Genomic DNA, 19,317 nt, shown 5'->3' on the forward strand with positions numbered 1-19,317 from the left:
CGCTAGTCGCCGCTGCTCCGTCCGCGAGCGCGCGGCGACGCTCCCGGCGCGGCTCCGTGGTGCTCTTGCTTCTCGCGGTACACGCCCCGATCGGCAGCGCGATAGAGCTCGTCGAACGTTTCGCCGTCGTCGGGATACACGGCCATCCCGATGCTGATCACCTGCGGGGCGATGACGTCGCGGATGCGCTGGGCGAGGCGCTCGGCCCCCTCGCGGTCGGCGCCCTCCGCCAGAACCATGAACTCGTCACCGCCGAGACGGCCGATCGGATCGCTCGTGCGCACGACGGTGCGCATCCGGCGAACCAGTTGCACCAGCAAGCGGTCACCGGTGTCGTGACCGTAGACGTCGTTGACGCGTTTGAAGTCGTCGACGTCGAATTCGATCAGGGCGAAGCGACTGCCGCTGCGTTTGGCGGCCGCGCTGACGCGTTCGAAGTGTTCGGCGAACCCGCGGCGGTTGAGACAACCCGTGAGCGGGTCGGTCCGCGAAGCTTGCGCCAGCTCTTCGCGCCGCCGCCGCGCTGCTGTCGTTTGCCAGACACAGGTCGCAGCGATGACCGCCAGCGAACCCGCGAAAACGAACGTTTCCGTCCAGCGCGCATCGGCGTCGAACACACCGATCGCAGCCGCGCAGGCCACGCCGGCGATACCCACCACCGTGACGAGCACGGTCCCGTACACGAGACTCGCGAAGACGACGGGCACGAAGGCAAGTGGCGCGAGCGGGCTATCGAGCCCACCGTCGAGGCTGGCGTTGAAGGCAACGAGTGCCAGACACGAGACGCTCCACAGCCCTGCCACCAGGTTGGCGCGCAGCGGCGTTTTGAAAGCCAAGCGCACAGGAAGCAAAGAAATCACCACGATCTCGGCGAGAACGGCGCACAGCGCGACGAGCATCGCCGCGCGGTTGGGTCGATCCCAGGTGGAAACAACGTAGGGAACTGTCAAGGCGTAGGCGACCAGCGAACAAGCGAGTCCGCCCAACGCATTCGCCCGCGCCCGCTCGCGCTGCTGTTGCTGCACGCTCCGGTCCTCCTTGCCGCCGACCGAACCCCTGTGAGGCTCGGTGTGTACGACCGCTGACCGCGCCGCGGGCCAAACGGCGCTAGAGGGTCTAGGCGAACGATTCGGCAGCCACCGAAACGCCTTAAGCGGCAACCGACCGGATCGAACAGGTGTCCAGGAGCGGGCTCGCCGTTGCCGCTGCCGGCCGGCGCCGCAGGGTGCTCGTCGCCCTCGCTAGTTCGCCTCGCCCGGTGTGCGTGTCCCCTTGCCCTCGCTGCGGCGGCTGCGTTTGGTCTTGTACACGCCGGCGTCGGCAGCCCGGTAGAGCTCGTCGAGCGTACGGCCATCGTGGGGATAGACGGCGACGCCGATGCTTCCCGTCTGCGGCGAGAGCGCCCGTTCGATCCGCTCGACGAGCGCTTGGGCGCCCTCGCGGTCGGCACCGGCTGCGAGGACCACGAACTCGTCGCCGCCTAGGCGCGCGATCTCGTCGGCGCTGCGCAAAACGCCGCGCACGCGGCGCACGAGCTGTACGAGCAACCGGTCGCCAGCCTCGTGACCGTAGACGTCGTTGACTTCCTTGAAACCGTCGATGTCGAACTCGACGAGCGCGAAGGGCGTTCCGGTGCGCTCCGCCTCGCTCACAGCGCGCTCGTACTGCTCGACGAAACCGCGACGGTTGAGGCACCCGGTGAGAGGGTCGGTGCGCGATGCCTCGGCAAGCTGGCGGCGGCGGCGCCTCCCCATGTGCGCTTGCCATACGCACGTGCCCGCGACGATCGCGAGGGCCGAGGTGAACATCGTTACGTACGGCCAGCTCGCTCCGCCCACGAGCGCGCCGACCGCGACGGTAGACGCCAATCCTGCGAAGCCGACTGCGGCCACCAGCGCCACGCTCGCGTACGACACGCTGGCGAACACGACAGCCACGAACATCATCGCGGCGATCGGGCTACGCAGGCCGCCGTCCAAGGCAGCCGACACCGCCACGAGCGCCACGCAAACTAGGTTCCAGAACGCCGCGATACCGACCCGGCGACGGCGCGTGGCGAAAACCAGCGACGGCGGCAAGGCGACGATGAGGAGCGACAGCAGATAGACCGCGACGAGCATCGCGACCATCGCCTCGCGGTGGGGACGATCCCAGGTCGCCGCGTGGTAGACGCCGGCAACGGCGAAGGCGGCGGTCAAAACCAGCAAGCCGCCGACGGCGTTGACGCGCGAAGAGCGGTGCGAGCGCTCGTTCATGGTCTGGGCCCGAAGAACGTATCGGCAGGAAGCAGGTGAACTCCACCCCCCTGGTCGAATGTTCGGTAAGTCGTTGAGGCCCTGGCCACCCAGCGCGCACAAACGCGCGCCAACCGCTGCGTCGGTCGGCGTCATCGCGGCGCTGGTAGCGGCCGTCCTTGTGCGCTTTTCGACGCTCGCGCTCGACAGCCTTTGGTTCGACGAGGCGCAGACGGTCCGCTTGCTGCGCATGCCGCTCGGCGAGATGCTCGCCGCCGTCGGCCGCGAGGAGTCGACGCCTCCGCTCTATTACGTGCTCGCCCGGGCGTGGACGAGCTTGTTCGGGGACAGCGAGGCGGGGCTGCGCTCGCTGTCGGCTTTGGCAGGGGTGCTCACCGTCCCGGCCGGCGCCGCGCTCGCCCGAGAACTCGGCTCGCGAACCGCGGCGGCGGCGTGCGCGGCCCTCGTCTGCGTGTCACCGCTGCTCGTCTGGTACAGCCGCGAGGCACGGAGCTACGCCCTCTACGTACTCTTCGTGACCGTTTGCCTGGCGGCTTTCGCCCGTGTGATGCGCGCCCCGGCCGCGCGCGCGGCGGGGGCGCGTTGGTCGTTCGCGCTAGCGGGCGCGCTGGCGATCGCCACCCACTGGTTCGCGCTCGCCCCGGTTCTGCTTGCCGCAGTGGCGATCGTGGCGCGCGATGCAAGAGCTGTGCGGACGCTCCCACCGCCACAGAGCGGCGGGCGCCTGCTGCGCATAGTGCCCGTCCTGCCGCTCGCGGTCGCCGTCGCGCTCGCGCCGCTGCTTTTCGAACAGCGCGCCCACGGACACACGAGCTTCATCGCCGACACCGCGCTCGGCCAGCGCCTGCTCCAGCTCGCGAAGCAAGTGCTGGTGGGGTTCGACGCACCGGTCGAGCCGGCGACGACTCTCATTGCCGGTTCTAGCTGCGCGGCTCTGGTTCTAGCCGCCCTCGCGCCGACCGGCCGGCTGCGCGCACACACAGTCCCAGCAAGCGCGCACTCGTCGGTTGCCGCTGACGGCCACCGCCCAGCACTGGCCGTAGCGTGCGTCACGGCACTGTCGGCGTGTGCGCCGGTGGCGCTCGCCCTCGTCGGTAGCGACTACCTGCTCACCCGCAACCTGGCGTGGGTCGCGATCGTGCTTGCGGCCTTGGCGGCATGCGGCGCGGCTCGCCTCGGACGTCGGATCGGCGTCGTGCTCTTTGTCGTGCTGTTCGCGGGCTCCGCGAGCGGAGTGGCCGTGCCGCTCCTCGACCCACTCGCGCAGAGACCGGACTGGCGTGGCGTTGCCGAGCTGGCGCGCGCACGTCTACCGCAGGACGGGCTGCTTTACGTAGCCGCGGACGGGGTCGCTGCGGTGCGCTTCTACGCACCCCGCTTGCGAGTAACAGCGCTCGGATCGGGGAGCACAAACGCCGACGCAAGCGTTGCTGTCGTGATGTGCGCCGAACCGGCGCGCAAGCACGATCCCGGCGATCGGCCGCGGGTGCCCGATCCGCTCTCGCTGCCGTGTCTTGCCGCTCTGGGCGCGGCGCGAACGCCGCTTGCCGGCGACATTCCTGACGAAGGCCGCCCTACTCGCAGCTCCGCACCCCGTCCGTACGCGGCTCGATGGACGGTGGCAGCGACCTTCGAGCGGCACACGTTTGCGGCCGTCCTACTGCGTCGTGCGGGCAGCTGATCGCCGCTGGCCTCGCCCAAATCACGCCGTTTTCACGCAATTTGCGGAAATTGCAACTGGTAACGGGGGCGAGCTCGCCGCATTCTTATCTTCACCCGAGTGACGCTCCCCGATCCCCGGACCCCCATACCGCAGCCCACTAGGCCCAGGTTCTAGCCCCCGCGAACAAGGAGGCGGCCCCCGTCCCATGCCCCCGACGAACGTGTTGCCCTTGCGTACCCGCTGCGACGGCGACCTGCGCCACGTCGCCCTGGCGCTCGTCAGACGCCATGGTGCCGAGCTTCTCGCCTGCGCGCGCCGCTATGCACAAACCCCCGAGGACGCCGAGGACGCCTACCAGCGCGGACTCGAGATCCTGCTCACCAAGGCACCTACGACCGCTCCCGAGGAGCTTGTGCCGTGGCTCAAAACGGTCATCAAACACGAGGCGTTCGCACTGCGCCGCCAGCGCGAACGGGTTGCACCTCTCGACGATGGCTCGCCCGACACCGCCGCCAGCTCGATCGGGCCGGCCGCCACAGTCGCGGAGGCAGCCGAACGCTACGAGCAGCTCCGACTTGGCGCCGAGGCTCTCGGGCGTTTGAAACCGCAGGAAGTGCGGGCGTTGCTCTTGCGCGCCCAGGGCCACTCCTACAAAGAGATCTGCCGCATCACGGGCTGGACCTACACGAAGGTCAACCGCTGTCTCACCGAGGGTCGTCAAGCGTTCGCTGAGCGTGTGCGCGACATCCTCGCGGGCGAGGCGTGCGCCGATCTCCGCGAAGCCCTGTCGCGTTGCGCCGATGGCGAGCTCGAGGCCAATGAAATGCGTGCACTGCGCCTTCATTTACAGGGCTGCCTCGCCTGTCGGCGCGCACTCCGCGAGTACCGGCGGGCCGCGAGCACGGTCGCTGCGCTCGTACCACCGGCGGTTGCCGACGCACCGATCGGCGGCGGCGGATCTTGGCTCGACTGGCTTGCCGCCACGGTCGGCGAGCGCATCTCGGCGCTCGCTGTCCGCCTCCAGCCAGCGGGCGAGATCGCCACCGCCAAAAAGGCAGCGGCGATCGCAGCGTCGGCGCTCGCGGTGGCGTCGGGCGGCAGCGAACTCGCAAAGATCGCTTCGCCGCCGCAGCCGCACGTCGAGCGAGCGGCAGCGCCCCCGCGCGCACTCGGTCCTACCGCCGCGAACCAAGACGCAGACCGCTCGCGCGGCGAACAGCCGCCCGCCACACGACCTCCCTCGCACGTCGCACGAACGCTCAACGACCGAGCCGCCGAGAGCGTGCGGCCGCCCGATCCTGCCGGCGGCAGCTCGGCACAGGCGGAGTTCGGGATCGAGGCCAGCGCCAGCGATGCCGTTCGCAAGACGACGCAGACAGGCAGCGCCCGTGCCGGCCGAGTGGACCACGGCGGAAGCGGCGAAGAGGCGGGCTCGAGCAGCTCGTCCTCGCAGCCGTCACCGCCTGTCGACGCTCCGCCCGGCACCGCCGCGACCGCCGTTCCGCAACCACCGCCGAGCGCCGGTGTGTCCGGCGCGCCCGACCCCCACGAAGAACTCGCGGGGGCGTGGGCCGGCGAGTTCTGAAGCCTTCGCGCGCTCGCAGGCGGCTGGAGTACGCGCGGCATCGTAAGCGCCCTGCTGCACGTATCCTCTCGGCCATGGCCACGCGACCGCGTCAGAAGCCGTCGATCGCGCCTGTTGTCGGGCCCGACGATCCGCGCCGCTTCACCGACTCCGGCATCGAGATCAAGACCGTCTACACCGCCGACGATCTGCCGCCCGATCTCGACGAGAAGCTCGGGCTACCGGGCGAATACCCCTTCACGCGCGGGATTCATCCCGACATGTACCGCAAGCGGCTCTGGACGATGCGCCAGTACGCCGGCTACGCGACCGCGCGCGAGACCAACCAACGCTTCCGCTACCTGATCGAGCACGGGTCGACCGGCCTCTCGATGGCCTTCGACCTGCCGACCCAACTCGGGCGCGACTCCGACGATCCGCTCTGCCTCGGCGAAGTCGGGCGCACCGGGGTCGCGATCGACTCGATCGAAGACATGCGCATGGTCTTCGACGGCATCCCGCTCGACAAGGTCTCGACGTCGATGACCATCAACGCGCCGGCGGCGGTGCTTTTGCTCCTCTACGAGCTCGTGGCCGAGGAGCAAGGTGTGCCCTCGCACGCGCTGCGCGGCACGGTGCAGAACGACATCCTCAAGGAGTACATCGCGCGCGGCAACTTCATCTATCCGCCCGGCCCGGCGATGCGCCTCACGACCGATCTCTTCGCCTACTGCAAAGAGCGCATCCCGAAGTGGAACACGATCTCGATCTCCGGCTACCACATGCGCGAGAAAGGCTGCTCGGCGGTCCAGGAGGTCGCGTTCACGCTCGCCAACGCGATCGCCTACGTGCAGGCGGCGATCGACGCCGGGCTCGATGTCGACGAGTTCGCTCCGCGCATAGCTTTCTTCTTCAACGGCCACAACCACGTCTTCCAGGAGGTCGCGAAGTTCCGGGCCATCCGGCGGATGTGGGCGCGAATCATGAAAGAGCGCTTCGGCGCCAAGAACCCGCGCTCGATGATGGTGCGTTTCCACACCCAAACCGGTGGCTCCACGCTCGCCGCCCAACAGCCCGAAAACAACATCGTGCGAGTGGCGCTGCAAGCGTTCGCCGCTGTCTGCGGAGGCACGCAGTCGCTGCACACCAACGGTTTCGACGAGGCGCTTGCGCTACCGACCGAGAAGGCGGCACGGATCGCGCTTCGCACGCAGCAGATAATCGCCCACGAGTCGGGTGCGGCCGACACTGTCGACCCATTCGCTGGCTCCTACTTCGTCGAGCGCCTTACCGACGAGATCGAACAGGCGGCCCAGGAGCTGATCGACCTCATCGACGAGATGGGCGGGTCGGTGAACTGCATCCAGTTCATCCGCCAGCAGGTCGAGGAGTCCGCCTGGGCGTACGAGGAGCGCCAACGGGTCAAGCAGGACATCGTTGTCGGTGTCAACGAATACGTCTCCGACGAGCCCGACGACGTCGAGATCCTCAAGATCGATCCGAAGACCGAGGAGGAGCAAGTCGCCCGCCTCAAGCGTTTCAAGGAGAACCGCGACCAGGAGCTCGTCAAGCGCCGGCTCGAGGAGCTGCGCGCCGCCTGCCACACCGACCAGAACCTCCTCTACCCGCTCCGCCAGGCGCTCAAGGACCGCTGCACGATCGGCGAGGTGTGCGGCGTGATGCGAGAGGAGTTCGGCGAGTACCGCGAGGCGTAGCTCAGCGCTTGCGCGCGAGAAAGCAGAACTGCCCGGCGAACACGAGCTTCGCGGTGTTGACGGTCTGAGCGTCCCAGCGCGCTAGCCGGCCGAGGAGCGAGATCGCTCTGTTGATGGGCGACTCGCGCGCCCACCAGCGTGCGAAGAAGCGCGGCATACCGAGCGCCCGCCAGACGAGCAGCGTGAAAGCGTCGATCCCGGGACGCACCTCGGCGAGCTCGAGGCCGGCGTCGCGCAGCAACACGGCAAGACCGTAAGGCGTGTAGCCGAAGGTACTGCGCGAGTGGAACGCCTCGAGTTGCGAGACCGACCCCGCGAAGAGACCGCCGGTGCGTAGCGTGCGCGCGACCTCGGCGAGAAGCGGCGCCGGCCGCTCGACGTGCTCGAGCACCTGCTTGCAGAAGACAAGATCGAACGTTTCGTCGCCGAACGGCAAGTGCACGCCGTCGAAGGTGACGAAGGTCGCGTCGGTGCGGGTGCGCTCGGCGACCTCGGGCGAGGCGGCGACGTCCACCCCCACCCACTGCACATACGGATCGGCTGCCCTGAAGAGGTCGACCGAATCGCCGCGTCCACAGCCGAGGTCCATCACCCGCCAGGCGCGGCCGCCGCCGCAGAGAGCGGCGTACTCGTCGGCGAGCGTCTGGCGGGCGTGGTCGCGCGGGATCAGGTCGCCGAGCAGAGCGCGCAGGTCGTCACCGAGCACGGTCGCATTGAAACCGACCGTGCCGCGCCTCGGTGTGCTGAGGGCGCAGCGTCCTGGGCAGCGTCCTAGGAAGGTACGCGCGTCCGACGCGCGACCTAGCGTGATCGGTCAGTGGCCCATCATCGGGTGCGCCGCGCCGCTCGAGCCACCACCCGATTCGCTCGCGCCGTACCAGCGGTCGCGCCAGGTGCGCAACTGCTTGATCTCGGCGCTCTGGGTCTTCACGATCGCCCGCGCAATCCGCTTCAACCGAGGGTCGGAGCCGCGTCCGAGCTCGACGCGCGCCATCCTGACAGCACCCTCGTGGTGAGGGATCATCATGTCGATGAAAGCTCGGTCGAACGGCCGCGCGCGCTCGAGCATCGGCATGTCGTGGTGCATCCCGGCCTCGTCCATCGTCATCCCGAAGCGGTGCGCACGGGGCGGACCCGGCTTGCCGCCGAAGAGATCGCGGTGGATAGCTCGCAGTGTCGCCACCTCGCGCTTTTGAGTAGCGACGATCGCACGTGCAAGGCGCCGGATCTCTGGGTGCTCGGCGCGCTTGAGCGCAGCGCGCGCCATCTCGATGGCGCCTTCATGGTGCGGAACCATCAGCGCGATGAACTCGCGATCCGTCGCGCGCCCCGGTGCCGCAAGCCGCGTCGCTTCGCCGGTCGACCCGGAACCACAGGCGGCAAGCAGCGCTGTCACAGCGAGGGCCGATACGAGGACGCTTAGCCGCCCGACGAGAGCCAAGGTCGTCCGCCGCCGCTGACAGCGCTTGTGCACCGTCGTGCGGACCTCGCTCAAGCGAGCTCCAGCGTCCGTTCGACTCGTGCGTCCCCCTTGCATGGTCCCACCCCGCTTTCTCTTCCTCGGACGTGCCCGCGACGCGCCCGCTCTCCCCGCCACCACACCACCGGGAGGCGAGTCGATGTGCGGTCGCTCCCGGAAACCTCTAGCACACCGTACCGGGGTACCGGTATTAGAGAGGAGGGGTCTACGCAAATCGATGCGCCGGACCGCTCATCGCCAAGCGCCCGACTGCCTCCGCGCTCGTTCTGCGACAGCCGCCGCGACCGCCGCCTCGCTAGAGTTTCGCGCCCGATGCGCCAGAAGTCGCCGGAAACGTTCGAGGAGAAAGTCGCGCAGCTCGAGGAGCTGCGCGAGCAGGCCCGTCATCCGAGCCCCGAGGCCGAGCGCAAGCAGCACGAACGGGGCAAGCTCACCGCCCGCGAGCGGATCGAAAAGCTGCTCGACGCGGGCTCGTTCGTCGAGGTCGACACTTTCGTTCGCCACCGCACCTTCGACTTCGACATGCTCAAGAACCGCCCGTGGGGCGACGCGGTGGTCACCGGTCACGGCACGGTCAACGGCCGCCCGGTGTGCGTCTTCTCACAGGACTTCACCGTTTTCGGCGGCTCGCTCGGCGAGGTGATGGGCGAAAAGATCTGCAAGATCATGGACCTCGCCGCCAAGATCGGCTGTCCGGTGATCGGCATCAACGACTCCGGCGGCGCACGTATCCAGGAAGGCGTGGTGTCGCTCGGTGCGTACGGCGACGTGTTCGTGCGCAACGTGATGTGTTCGGGCGTGATCCCGCAGATCTCGGTAATCGCCGGGCCCTGCGCCGGCGGCGCCGTCTACTCGCCGGCGATGACCGACTTCATCTTCATGGTCAAAGGGACCTCGCACATGTTCATCACCGGTCCCGACGTGATCAAGACTGTGACGGGCGAGGAGGTCGACTTCGAGTCGCTGGGCGGCGCGATGACGCACGCCACCAAATCCGGCGTCGCGCACTTCGCCTGCGAGGACGAGGAGGCTTGCTTCGAGGACGTCCGCTACCTCCTCTCCTTCCTGCCGCAGAACAATCTCGAGCTGCCGCCGCGGATGGACACCGGCGACGATCCCGAGCGCATGGATCCCGAGCTCGACCGGGTGGTACCCGACGACCCGGCGAAGCCGTACGACATGCGCGACGTCATCCACCTCGTCGTCGACAACGGCGAGTTCTTCGAGGTTCAAGAGCACTTCGCGCGCAACATCGTGATCGGCTTCGCGCGCCTCGGCGGTCGTCCCGTCGGCGTCGTCGGCAACCAGCCGAACCAGCTCGCCGGCGTGCTCGATATCGACGCCTCCGAGAAGGCGGCGCGCTTCGTGCGCTTCTGCGACTGCTTCAACATCCCGCTCGTGACGTTCTGCGACGTGCCCGGCTTCCTGCCAGGCACGAGCCAGGAGTGGGGCGGCATCATCCGTCGCGGCGCGAAGCTCCTCTACGCCTACACCGAGGCGACTGTGCCGAAGGTCACGGTCATCACCCGCAAGGCGTACGGCGGCGCCTACGACGTGATGGCGTCCAAGCACATGCTCGCTGACTTCAACTTCGCCTGGCCGACCGCCGAAATCGCGGTGATGGGTCCCGAGGGCGCCGTCAACATCATCTTCCGGCGCGACATCCAGAACTCGCCGACGCCCGAGGAGCGACGCGCGAAACTGATCGCCGACTACCGCGCCCGCTTCGCCAACCCGTACGCCGCGGCGGAGCGCGGCTACATCGACGACGTGATCCTGCCGCGCGAAACGCGGCCGCGGTTGATAAGGGCGCTCGAGGTTCTCGACACCAAGCGCGTCGAGACGCCCAAGCGCAAGCACGGCAACATTCCACTCTGAAGCGCCTTGCGCCCGCGAGCGGCGGCTCTCTGGCTAGCCGCTGCCGCGGTCGTCTTCGCCATAAGCGCGTTCGCCTACCCGTGGTGGGCGGACGGTCTGCACAGCGATCTGCCGACGCTACGCAGCTACGGCCTGGCGCTCGCTTCCGGCAAGCTCCCCTACCGCGAGCTGCCCTTCGAATATCCGCCGCTCGCGGCGCCGCTCTTGGCGCTGCCTGCGGTCCTCGGCGAACGCCTCTTCCACTACGCGTTCGCCCTCTCGCAATTCGTCGCCTTCCTGATGATGGCGGGCTGCTCGAGCGCGCTGGTGCGCACGCTCGGCGGATCGGTGCGCGCGAGCGCACTCGCTCTTCTTGCTCAGCCGCTCCTCTTGGGCGCTGTGGCTTGGGTGCACTTCGACCTCTGGGGCGCCGCCCTGACCGCTGCGGCAGCGCTGTGCGTGGCGCGCGGCGCTGTGCCGCTAGCGGCCGCCGCGATCGGCGCAGGGGCGCTCGTGAAGGTGTTTCCGCTCGCAGCTGCTGCGCCGCTTGCGGGGTGGTTGTGGGTCGCACAAAAGCCCGGCGCTAGGCGCCGCCGGGCGCTGGCGAGCACGTTCGCGGTGCTCGCGCTCGTCGTCGCGATCGGAGCAGCCTGCGCGCTCCTTCTGTCCGTCGACGGAACGCTTCACTTCGTTCGCTACCAGACGGAGCGGCCGCTCGAGATCGAAAGCAGCGGCGCTACTGCCCTCGCGCTCGTGGCCCTCTTCGGTGGCGAGCCGAAGGTCGTCTTCGGCTTCGGTTCGGTCGGTGTGCGCGGCACCGGCGATGCGGAGATCGCGCTCGCCAGCGCGATCGCGGGCGTTCTCGCGATCGTCTCGCTGGCATTTGTGCCGGCGCTTGCAAGACGCGCGAGGTCGCGCACAGCCGTGGTCGGTGACAGCCGCCAAGCTCGGCGCACCCGCCGCGCCGAGAGCCGGCGCAGCGTGCCGGGACAGCGGGCTGCGAAGAGCGATGGGCGGGCAGCTTCGGGCGACGGCGACCTGCGCGCAACGGCAGCACTCCTTGTTCTCGCCGCGCCGCTGCTTCCCGTTCTCTTCGGCAAGGTGCTCTCGCCCCAGTTCCTCGTCTGGGCCTGGCCCGGCTTGGCAGTCCTCGCCGGCCTCGGTCGCTGGCGCACGTTCATGCTCGGAGCGCTGGCGCAGCTTCTCACTCTGCTCGAATTCCCCCACCGCTTCGCCGCGCTCACGCGACTCGATCCAGGGGCGGTGGCTCTCGTCGGGGTGCGCAACGTACTGCTCGCCGTCTTCCTCGCCGCGCTCGTGGGCGGCGCTTACGCTCGGCTGGCGGGCGCGAGCGAGCATGCTCGCGCGGCGGGCGCTACCGTTCCGCGCCGTGACCCGTAACGGACGCGCACGGCCGACACGCCCGCAGATCGAGATCACGCAAACGGCAGCCACCGTAGAAGAGGCGGCCGCGGTGGCCGCCGCGATCGAACAGTTCTTGCGCGACACGGCGCCTGCTCCCGCGCCGCCGACCGAGCCTGTATCGCGCTGGAAGCGCACGGGTCTGCTCGAGAGCACGCAGCGGATGCCGCTCTTCCCTTCCAACTGGGGCGACCCGAACTCCTGGGGCGCAGCAGGCGGCCGGCTGTAGGCGCGCCAACGCTCAACGATCGCTCTAATCTCGCCCGCGATGTCCGACAGCGCGACACAGGTACGAGAGCTCGATCCGCAAGAGGTCGCCGAGCTGCGCGATCGTGGCGAGATCGACATTGTCGACGTGCGCTCCCCAGAGGAGCGGCGGCGCGGCGCGCTGCCCGGCAGCATTCACCGCACCGCCGACGAGCTCGCTGCCGACCCCGGCGACCTCGGCGTGTCGCGGCCGGTTGTCTTCTACTGCCGCTCGGGCGAACGGTCGACGACCGTAGCCGAGGCGTTCGCAGCGTCCGGCCGCCAGGCGATGACGCTGCGCGGCGGCCTTGTCGCGTGGGCCGAAGCGGGTTTTGAACTCGACCCGCCGGACGGCGAAGTCGCGCCCTACATCCTGATGCCGCCGCGCTGAGTGCGACGCGGAGCGGCGGCGACGAGCTGGCGCGAGAAGAGTTCTGGCGCGCGGTTCGCGGGCGATTTTTCAGGTTCCGCGCCCGGCGATCCACTTCGCTAGCGCCAGCCGCGCCCGCTTCCGCTACCCGTCTGCCCGCGACGCTCGCGTCGCCGCCGGCCGGTCGCCACGCCCAAAAAACCTTAAAGTCGTTACCTATTTCCGACTTTGAGCTATAGTTGGCCGTCCGCACGCCCGTAGCCGCACCCGAGCTGTCAGGAGGAGCAGTGGAACCGACCGCTAGCGCTCACCAACGTGGACGTCCCGGTTCGCTGACGAACCCCGAGCGGACGTACGAGAACGTCCCGGGGCACGTGATTCCGATCCTCGAGGAGGAGCTCGAGGATTTCGAGACGCAGGCCACGCGCTTCCTGGCAGGCGAGCTAGATCCCGACCGCTTCCTCGCCCGCCGTCTCAAGCAGGGCGTGTACGGCCAGCGGCAAGCCGATGTGCACATGGTGCGCGTCAAGCTGCCCTTCGGCGGCTTCACGCCCGAGCAGTTCGACGCGCTCGCAGACGTCGCCGAGCGCTGGGCGCCCCTCGCCAAGGGTCACATCACGACGCGACAGAACGTCCAGTTCCACCACGTTCCCCTGGTCCACGCCACCGAGTTGCTCCACCACATCGGCCGCGTCGGCCTCTCAACGCGCGAGGCGTGCGGCAACACAGTCCGCAACGTCACAGGCGATCCGTGGGCGGGCGTAGCTCCTGACGAACCGTTCGACATAACGCCGTACGCGGCTGCGTTCGTGCGCTACTTCGTGCGCAACCCTGTCTGCCAGGACATGCCGCGCAAGTTCAAGGTGTCGTTCAGCGCGAGCGACGCCGACCGCGCGGTCTCCCTGATCCACGATCTCGGCTTCATCCCGCGTGTTCGCGACGGCGTGCGCGGCGTCGAGATCCGCACAGGCGGCGGCACTTCGATCATGGCCCGCACCGGCTCGACGCTCTACGAGTTCGTCGAGCTCGACAACGGCGACTACCTCAAGGTCTCAGAAGCCGTGCTTCGGATCTTCGACCGCCAGGACTGGCTGCGCAAGAACCGCGCCCGGGCACGCCTCAAGTTCCTGGTCGACAAAGTCGGCATCGACGAGTTCCGTGCCATGGTCGACGAGGAGCTGCGCGGCGACTGGGTGCGCGAGCGCAACTTCGATCCTCGGCCGCTACTACTGCTGCACGACGAGGAGGCCAACGCCCCGGCGCCGCGGCCCGCCTACGCCCAGCCGAACGGTGACGCACCCGAATTCGCCCGCTTCTGCGAGGCGAACGTGCAGCCCCAGCGGCAGGCGGGGTTCTGCACTGTCGAGGTGAAGGTGCCGCGCGGCGACCTCACGCCCGAACAGTTCCGTGGTATCGCGCAGATCATGCGCGATTACACCGGTGGCTACGCGCGAACCTCGATCCAACAGAACGTGGTTCTGCGTTGGGTTCGCGAGGAGAGCGTCTACGAGGTCTGGCAGCGCCTCGCCGAGCTCGGTCTCGGCGATCCCGGCGCGCACGAGGTCACCGATGTTGTGAGCTGCCCGGGCACCGACTCCTGCAAGCTCGGCATCACCGCCTCGATGGGGTTGAACCGGGCCGTGCAGGAGCGGGTCGAGGCGATGAACATCACGGACCCCCTGACGCGCCGGATCCACATCAAGATGTCGGGCTGCCCGAACGGCTGCGGTCAGCACCACATCGGCACGATCGGGTTCTACGGAGCGTCGCTGAAGGTCGGCGACAAGCAGCTCCCGGCGTACGTCGCCCACGTCGGCGGCCGCTACGAGAACGGCGAGACAGCGTTCGGGCAGCGGCTGAAGGTGCGCCTACCGGCTAAGCGCGTGCCCGACGCCGTCGAGCGCTGGATCCGCCTCTACGAGCGGGAGCGCGAGGAAGGCGAGACGTTCGAACGCTTCGTCGACCGCGTCGGCACTAAGCCGTTCGAGGACGCTGTGCGCGACCTCGCGCTGCCGGTCGACTTCAACCTCGAGAACCTCGCCATGTTCATCGACTGGAGCCGGCGCGAGCCGTTCAAGGTCGTGCGCGGCGAAGGCGAGTGCGCAGCTGGATGAGCTCCGGGACCGTCACGACAGCGACTCTGCCGGACGGACTCGACGCCGACCGCGTCGAGCGGATGAGCGCCGAGGAGCTTCTCGCGCTCGTCATCGAGCGCTTCCACCCGCGTCTTTACGTCGCCTGCTCGTTCCAGAAAGAAGCGTCGGTGATCATGGACATGGCGCTACGGATCGCGCCCGACGTGCGCTTCTTCACGCTCGATACAGGCTTGCTTTTCCGCGAGACCTACGACACGTGGCGACGGCTCGAGGAGCGCTACGGCATCACGGTCGACGTCTACCAAGGCCTGTCGCTCGCCCGCCAGGAAGTGCTGCACGGCGAGCGCTTGTGGGAGCGCGATCCCGACGCGTGCTGCGGCCTGCGCAAAGTAGCGCCGCTGAAGGAAGCGCTCGCCACGGTCGACTGCTGGGTCACCGGTATCCGTCGCGACCAGTCGCCCAGCCGCGCCGCCACACCCAAGCTGCACTGGGACGAGCGGCACGGCCTGTGGAAGGCGAACCCGCTCGCCGACTGGTCGGAAAAGGACGTCTGGCGCTACATCGCCGCCCACGACGTGCCCTACAACCCGCTCCACGACCAGGGCTACGAGTCGATCGGCTGCACGCACTGCACGGTGCCGGGGCGGGGGCGCGAGGGGCGCTGGCAGGGCCACGGCAAAACCGAATGCGGCTTGCACGGCTGAAAGGGAGGGCGTCGTGAGCAGCGAGCTCGTCGACAACACGGTCGCTGCGCCCCACGCCAGCGGCGAGGCGCTTGGCGCGCACGGCGTTTCGCATCTGCGCGCGCTCGAGGCCGAAGCTATCCACATCCTGCGCGAGGCCGCTGCCGAGCTCAGCCCGGGTGTCCTGTTGTTTTCGGGCGGCAAGGACTCGGCGGTGCTCCTCCACCTCGCCCACAAGGCGTTCTGGCCTGGACGCATCCCCTTCGCGGTGATGCACGTCGACACCGGCCACAACTTCCCCGAGGTGATCGAGTACCGCGACCGCATGGTCGAGCGCTACGGCTGCGAACTGATCGTCGCCTCGGTGCAGGAGTCGATCGATCGCGGTCGGGTGCGCGAAGAGACCGGGCCGCGTGCGTCGCGCAACCGCTTGCAGGCCGTCACGCTGCTCGACGCGATCGAGGAGCACGGCTTTCGCTGCGCATTCGGAGGCGCGCGCCGCGACGAGGAGCGTGCGCGCGCGAAAGAGCGGATTTTCTCGCTGCGCGACGACTTCGGTCAGTGGGATCCCCGCCGGCAACGCCCGGAGCTCTGGAACGTCTACAACACGTTCCTGCGCCCGGGCGAGCACATGCGGGTGTTCCCGCTCTCGAACTGGACCGAGCTCGACGTCTGGCGCTACATCCGCGAGCAGGGGATCGAGCTGCCCTCGATCTATTTCGCTCACCGCCGCGAGGTTTTCGAGCGCGACGGGATGCTCTACGCGGTCTCGCCGTTCGTCGAGCTCCTCCCTGGCGAGGAGCCGTTCGAAGAGACCGTGCGCTTCCGCACCGTCGGCGACATGACCTGCACCGGCGCGGTGCGCTCGTCGGCGGCAACGCTCGACGAGGTGATCGCCGAGATCGCCGCGACGCGGATCACCGAGCGCGGCGAGACACGCGCCGACGACCGCATCAGCGACGCGGCGATGGAAGACCGCAAGCGCGAGGGCTACTTCTGATGGCGGCAAGCGACGTCAATGCGCTCGCGCTCGACGCGCTCGATCCACAGCCGGTCGAGCTGTTGCGTCTAGCCACGGCAGGCTCGGTCGACGACGGCAAATCGACGCTGATTGGGCGTCTCCTCTACGACTCCAAACAGATCTTCGAAGATCAGCTCGAGCACGTCGTCGAAGTGTCGCGGCGGCGCGGCGACGGGCACGTCAACCTCGCGCTCTTGACCGACGGCCTGCGCGCCGAGCGTGAGCAAGGAATCACGATCGACGTCGCGTATCGCTACTTCGCGACGCCAAGACGCAAGTTCGTGCTCGCCGACTGTCCAGGCCATGTGCAGTACACGCGCAACATGGTCACGGGCTGCTCGACCGCCGATGTAGCGGTCCTTTTGGTCGATGCCCGCAACGGTGTGGTCGAGCAGTCGCGCCGCCACGCCGCTATCGCGACGCTGCTCGCCATCCCGCACCTCGTGGTGTGCGTGAACAAGATGGATCTTGTCGCCTACGACGAGCAGCGCTTCGCCGCGATCACAGCTGATTTCACGGCCGTCGCACGCCGGCTGGGGGCACGCGACCTGCACTTCATCCCGATCTCCGCGTTGCACGGCGACAACGTCGTCGAGCGCTCCGAGAACACACCGTGGTACGAGGGACCGTCCCTGCTCGAGCTGCTGGAAACGCTGCCGATCGCGCGCGATCGCAACCTGCGCGAGCTGCGCTTCCCGGTGCAGTGGGTGATCCGGCCGCAGGACGATGCCTGGCACGACTACCGCGGCTATGCCGGACAGGTCGCCTCCGGTGTCGTGCGTCGAGGCGACGAGGTCGTGGTGTTGCCGGCTGGTATCCGCACGCGCGTGGTGGCGATCGATACTGCCGACGGCGAGATCGACGCGGCGTACCCACCGCTGTCGGTGACGGTGCGTCTCGCCGACGATGTCGACGCCGCTCGTGGCGATCTGATCGCCCATCCCGACGACCAGCCGCAGCTGGCGCGCGCTTTCGCGGCCACCGTTTGCTGGATGTCCGAGCACCCGGCGCGCGAGCGTGCGCGCTACCGCCTCAAGCATCTGGCGCGCTCGACGCCGGCGCGCATCGACGCGATCGAGCACGTGCTCGACGTCGCGACGCTGGAACACGCGCGCGGCGCGAGCGAGCTCGCTTTAAACGACATCGGACGCGTGCGCATCCGCGTCGCCGAGCCGCTGCCGTGCGACCCCTACGCGGCGAACCGCGCCACCGGCGCGTTCATCCTCGTCGACGAGCAGACCGGCGACACCGCCGCCGCCGGCATGATCGAGCAGCCGCTAGCGTGAGCGCCGCCCAATCCCGCAGTCCGAACGTGGTGTGGCAGCCGGGCCGTGTCAACCGCGGTCAGCGCGCGGCGCTCGGCCTGGTCGGTGCGATCGCCTGGCTCACCGGCCTCCCCTCCTCGGGGAAATCGACGATCGCCGCGCTCGCCGAGGAGCTTCTCGTGGCACGAGGTCGCCCGGCCTACGTACTCGACGGCGACAACCTTCGTCACGGTCTCTGCGGTGACCTCGGCTTCAGCGCCGAAGACCGCAGCGAGAACATCCGTCGCGCAGCGCACGCCGCCGCGCTGCTCGCCGACGCCGGTCTGGTGGTGTTCGTAGCGCTCGTCTCGCCCTACCGGGCCGATCGCGAGCGGGCGCGCGCGGTCGCTGCCGCCGCCGGCCTGCCTTTCCTCGAGATCCACGTAGCGACTCCCGCGGAGGAGTGCGAGCGCCGCGACCCCAAGGGGCTCTGGCGTCGCGCTCGCGCTGGCGAGCTGAGCGGTTTCACGGGCGTCGACGACCCCTACGAACCGCCGTCGCACCCCGATCTGACAATCGACCACACGGTGCCGCCCGAAGTCGCGGCCGAGCGACTCGCAGCGGTTATCGAGCGGATCGCTCCGCGGCCAGCGGTCACCAAGCGAGTGGTGCCGGCGGGCGGGCCCGGCAGCTGAGGTCGGCGAGCGGAGGCAGAAGCGTGGATCCGCTGCTCGTCGTGTTCGGTTTCGGGGTCGGTGTCCTTGTCGGACTCACCGGGATCGGTGGCGGATCGCTGATGACGCCGCTCTTGATCCTGCTCTTCGGCGTCAAACCGGTCACCGCGATCGGCACCGACCTCGCCTACGCGGCGGTGACGAAAACGGTCGGTGGTTACAAGCACTGGCGCCAGCGCACGGTCGACCCGGTGGTGTGCGCGTGGATGGCCGTGGGCTCGGTGCCGGCGGCGGTGGGCGGCGTCTACGTGCTGCATCTACTCGAGGAGTCGCTCGGTGCCGGCTTCGACACGACGCTGATCGCCGCCCTCGGCGTGACCTTGATCGTCACCGGCATCGCCACGCTGGTGCGCTCGCTGTTCGCGCGCCGACTCGCGCTACACGAGCGCGACAGCGCCGACATGACCGCGCGCAAGCGCCTGGCAGCAATCGCCTTCGGTGCCGTGGTCGGCTTCGTGCTCGGGGTCACGTCGGCGGGCAGCGGAGCCTTGATCGCTGTCGGGCTAATCCTCATCTTCCGCCTCACGCCGACGCGCGTCGTCGGCACCGATGTCGTCCATGCGGCGATCCTTCTGTGGGCGGCGGCGCTAGCCCACCTGGGCGCCGGCAACATCGACTTCGCTCTCGCCGGCACGATCTTGCTCGGCTCGGTCCCCGGTGTCTGGATCGGCAGCCACTTGTCGGTGCGGGTCCCAGCCGCTGCGCTCCGACTGACGCTTGCGATCGTCCTCTGTGGCGCCGGGCTCGGGCTGCTCGCGAAATCCGGCCTCGCCGTACCGACGCAGCTGATCGCTGCCGTTCCGCTGGTGGCAGCGGGCGTGGTCGGCACGGCACTGGTACGCGCGCAGCGCAGCGGCGGAGCTGCGCGGCCGGGGGCAGCCCCGCCTCGCGACGCACCGCGCAGCCTGCAGGCCTGACCAGCTCGACCAATTCCCACCGGGACACGACCGTGACTCGCCTAGCCGCG

General features: G+C 68.9%; 17 protein-coding genes. 13 read left to right on the forward strand and 4 right to left on the reverse strand.

Going from position 1 to position 19,317, the window contains the following annotated elements; translation table 11 throughout:
* Positions 1 to 2 precede the first annotated feature (2 nt).
* Together JDY09_RS09045 and JDY09_RS09050 are read right to left on the reverse strand one after the other, a co-directional pair.
* Positions 3 to 1,025 carry a GGDEF domain-containing protein gene (locus JDY09_RS09045; RefSeq protein WP_274716604.1) on the reverse strand — a complete coding sequence of 341 codons (1,023 nt, stop codon included), beginning with the start codon at positions 1,023 to 1,025 and terminating at the stop codon, positions 3 to 5.
* A 216-nt stretch (positions 1,026 to 1,241) separates the two neighbouring features.
* Complete coding sequence (locus JDY09_RS09050; protein ID WP_274716605.1) at positions 1,242 to 2,255, reverse strand: GGDEF domain-containing protein; 1,014 nt, start codon at positions 2,253 to 2,255, stop codon at positions 1,242 to 1,244.
* 73 nt (positions 2,256 to 2,328) lie between these two features.
* On the opposite strand from JDY09_RS09050, the gene JDY09_RS09055 reads away from it, so the two are divergent.
* The 3 genes from JDY09_RS09055 to JDY09_RS09065 all read left to right on the forward strand — a co-directional run bounded on the left by JDY09_RS09055 (position 2,329) and on the right by JDY09_RS09065 (position 7,197).
* The gene (locus JDY09_RS09055; protein WP_274716606.1) at positions 2,329 to 3,936 is read left to right on the forward strand and encodes a glycosyltransferase family 39 protein; all 1,608 of its coding nucleotides are present in this window, start codon (positions 2,329 to 2,331) and stop codon (positions 3,934 to 3,936) included.
* Between the two features lie 187 nt (positions 3,937 to 4,123).
* A complete protein-coding gene (locus JDY09_RS09060; protein ID WP_274716607.1) occupies positions 4,124 to 5,503 on the forward strand; it encodes a sigma-70 family RNA polymerase sigma factor in 1,380 nt (459 codons plus the stop codon).
* Between the two features lie 74 nt (positions 5,504 to 5,577).
* A complete protein-coding gene (locus tag JDY09_RS09065; protein ID WP_274716608.1) occupies positions 5,578 to 7,197 on the forward strand; it encodes an acyl-CoA mutase large subunit family protein in 1,620 nt (539 codons plus the stop codon).
* Between the two features lies 1 nt (position 7,198).
* Here the strand turns inward: JDY09_RS09065 and JDY09_RS09070 are convergent, their stop codons facing one another.
* Positions 7,199 to 7,903 (reverse strand): class I SAM-dependent methyltransferase, encoded by a 705-nt coding sequence (locus tag JDY09_RS09070; protein ID WP_274716609.1) that lies wholly within the window; start codon positions 7,901 to 7,903, stop codon positions 7,199 to 7,201.
* Between the two features lie 108 nt (positions 7,904 to 8,011).
* Entirely contained in the window at positions 8,012 to 8,692 is a 681-nt protein-coding gene (locus JDY09_RS09075) for a DUF305 domain-containing protein (protein WP_274716610.1), read from the reverse strand.
* A gap of 297 nt (positions 8,693 to 8,989) precedes the next feature.
* Between JDY09_RS09075 and JDY09_RS09080 the strand changes: the two genes are divergently transcribed.
* The 10 genes from JDY09_RS09080 (at position 8,990) to JDY09_RS09125 (ending at position 19,267) form a co-directional block, all read left to right on the forward strand.
* Positions 8,990 to 10,555, forward strand: a complete 1,566-nt coding sequence (locus tag JDY09_RS09080) for an acyl-CoA carboxylase subunit beta (protein WP_274716611.1) — start codon at positions 8,990 to 8,992, stop codon at positions 10,553 to 10,555.
* Positions 10,556 to 10,561: 6 nt separating this feature from the next.
* Complete coding sequence (locus JDY09_RS09085; RefSeq protein WP_274716612.1) at positions 10,562 to 11,935, forward strand: glycosyltransferase 87 family protein; 1,374 nt, start codon at positions 10,562 to 10,564, stop codon at positions 11,933 to 11,935.
* Positions 11,925 to 12,185 (forward strand): hypothetical protein, encoded by a 261-nt coding sequence (locus JDY09_RS09090; RefSeq protein WP_274716613.1) that lies wholly within the window; start codon positions 11,925 to 11,927, stop codon positions 12,183 to 12,185. The genes JDY09_RS09085 and JDY09_RS09090 overlap by 11 nt, the downstream gene beginning before the upstream one ends.
* Positions 12,186 to 12,224: 39 nt before the next feature.
* Complete coding sequence (locus tag JDY09_RS09095; RefSeq protein WP_274716614.1) at positions 12,225 to 12,593, forward strand: rhodanese-like domain-containing protein; 369 nt, start codon at positions 12,225 to 12,227, stop codon at positions 12,591 to 12,593.
* A 266-nt stretch (positions 12,594 to 12,859) separates the two neighbouring features.
* Positions 12,860 to 14,686 carry a nitrite/sulfite reductase gene (locus JDY09_RS09100; RefSeq protein ID WP_274716615.1) on the forward strand — a complete coding sequence of 609 codons (1,827 nt, stop codon included), beginning with the start codon at positions 12,860 to 12,862 and terminating at the stop codon, positions 14,684 to 14,686.
* Positions 14,683 to 15,372: a phosphoadenylyl-sulfate reductase gene (locus JDY09_RS09105; protein ID WP_274716616.1), complete on the forward strand. Its 690-nt coding sequence runs from the start codon at positions 14,683 to 14,685 to the stop codon at positions 15,370 to 15,372. The genes JDY09_RS09100 and JDY09_RS09105 overlap by 4 nt, the downstream gene beginning before the upstream one ends.
* A 13-nt stretch (positions 15,373 to 15,385) precedes the next feature.
* A complete protein-coding gene (gene cysD / locus JDY09_RS09110; protein ID WP_274716617.1) occupies positions 15,386 to 16,351 on the forward strand; it encodes a sulfate adenylyltransferase subunit CysD in 966 nt (321 codons plus the stop codon).
* The gene (locus tag JDY09_RS09115; protein WP_274716618.1) at positions 16,351 to 17,658 is read left to right on the forward strand and encodes a sulfate adenylyltransferase subunit 1; all 1,308 of its coding nucleotides are present in this window, start codon (positions 16,351 to 16,353) and stop codon (positions 17,656 to 17,658) included. Before cysD ends, JDY09_RS09115 begins: the two co-directional genes overlap by 1 nt.
* Entirely contained in the window at positions 17,655 to 18,311 is a 657-nt protein-coding gene (cysC, locus tag JDY09_RS09120; protein WP_274716619.1) for an adenylyl-sulfate kinase, read from the forward strand. Before JDY09_RS09115 ends, cysC begins: the two co-directional genes overlap by 4 nt.
* Before the next feature lie 23 nt (positions 18,312 to 18,334).
* Complete coding sequence (locus JDY09_RS09125; protein ID WP_274716620.1) at positions 18,335 to 19,267, forward strand: sulfite exporter TauE/SafE family protein; 933 nt, start codon at positions 18,335 to 18,337, stop codon at positions 19,265 to 19,267.
* Positions 19,268 to 19,317: the final 50 nt, after the last annotated feature.

It is taken from the genome of Thermoleophilum album (assembly GCF_028867705.1).
Taxonomy (GTDB): Bacteria; Actinomycetota; Thermoleophilia; order Solirubrobacterales; family Thermoleophilaceae; genus Thermoleophilum.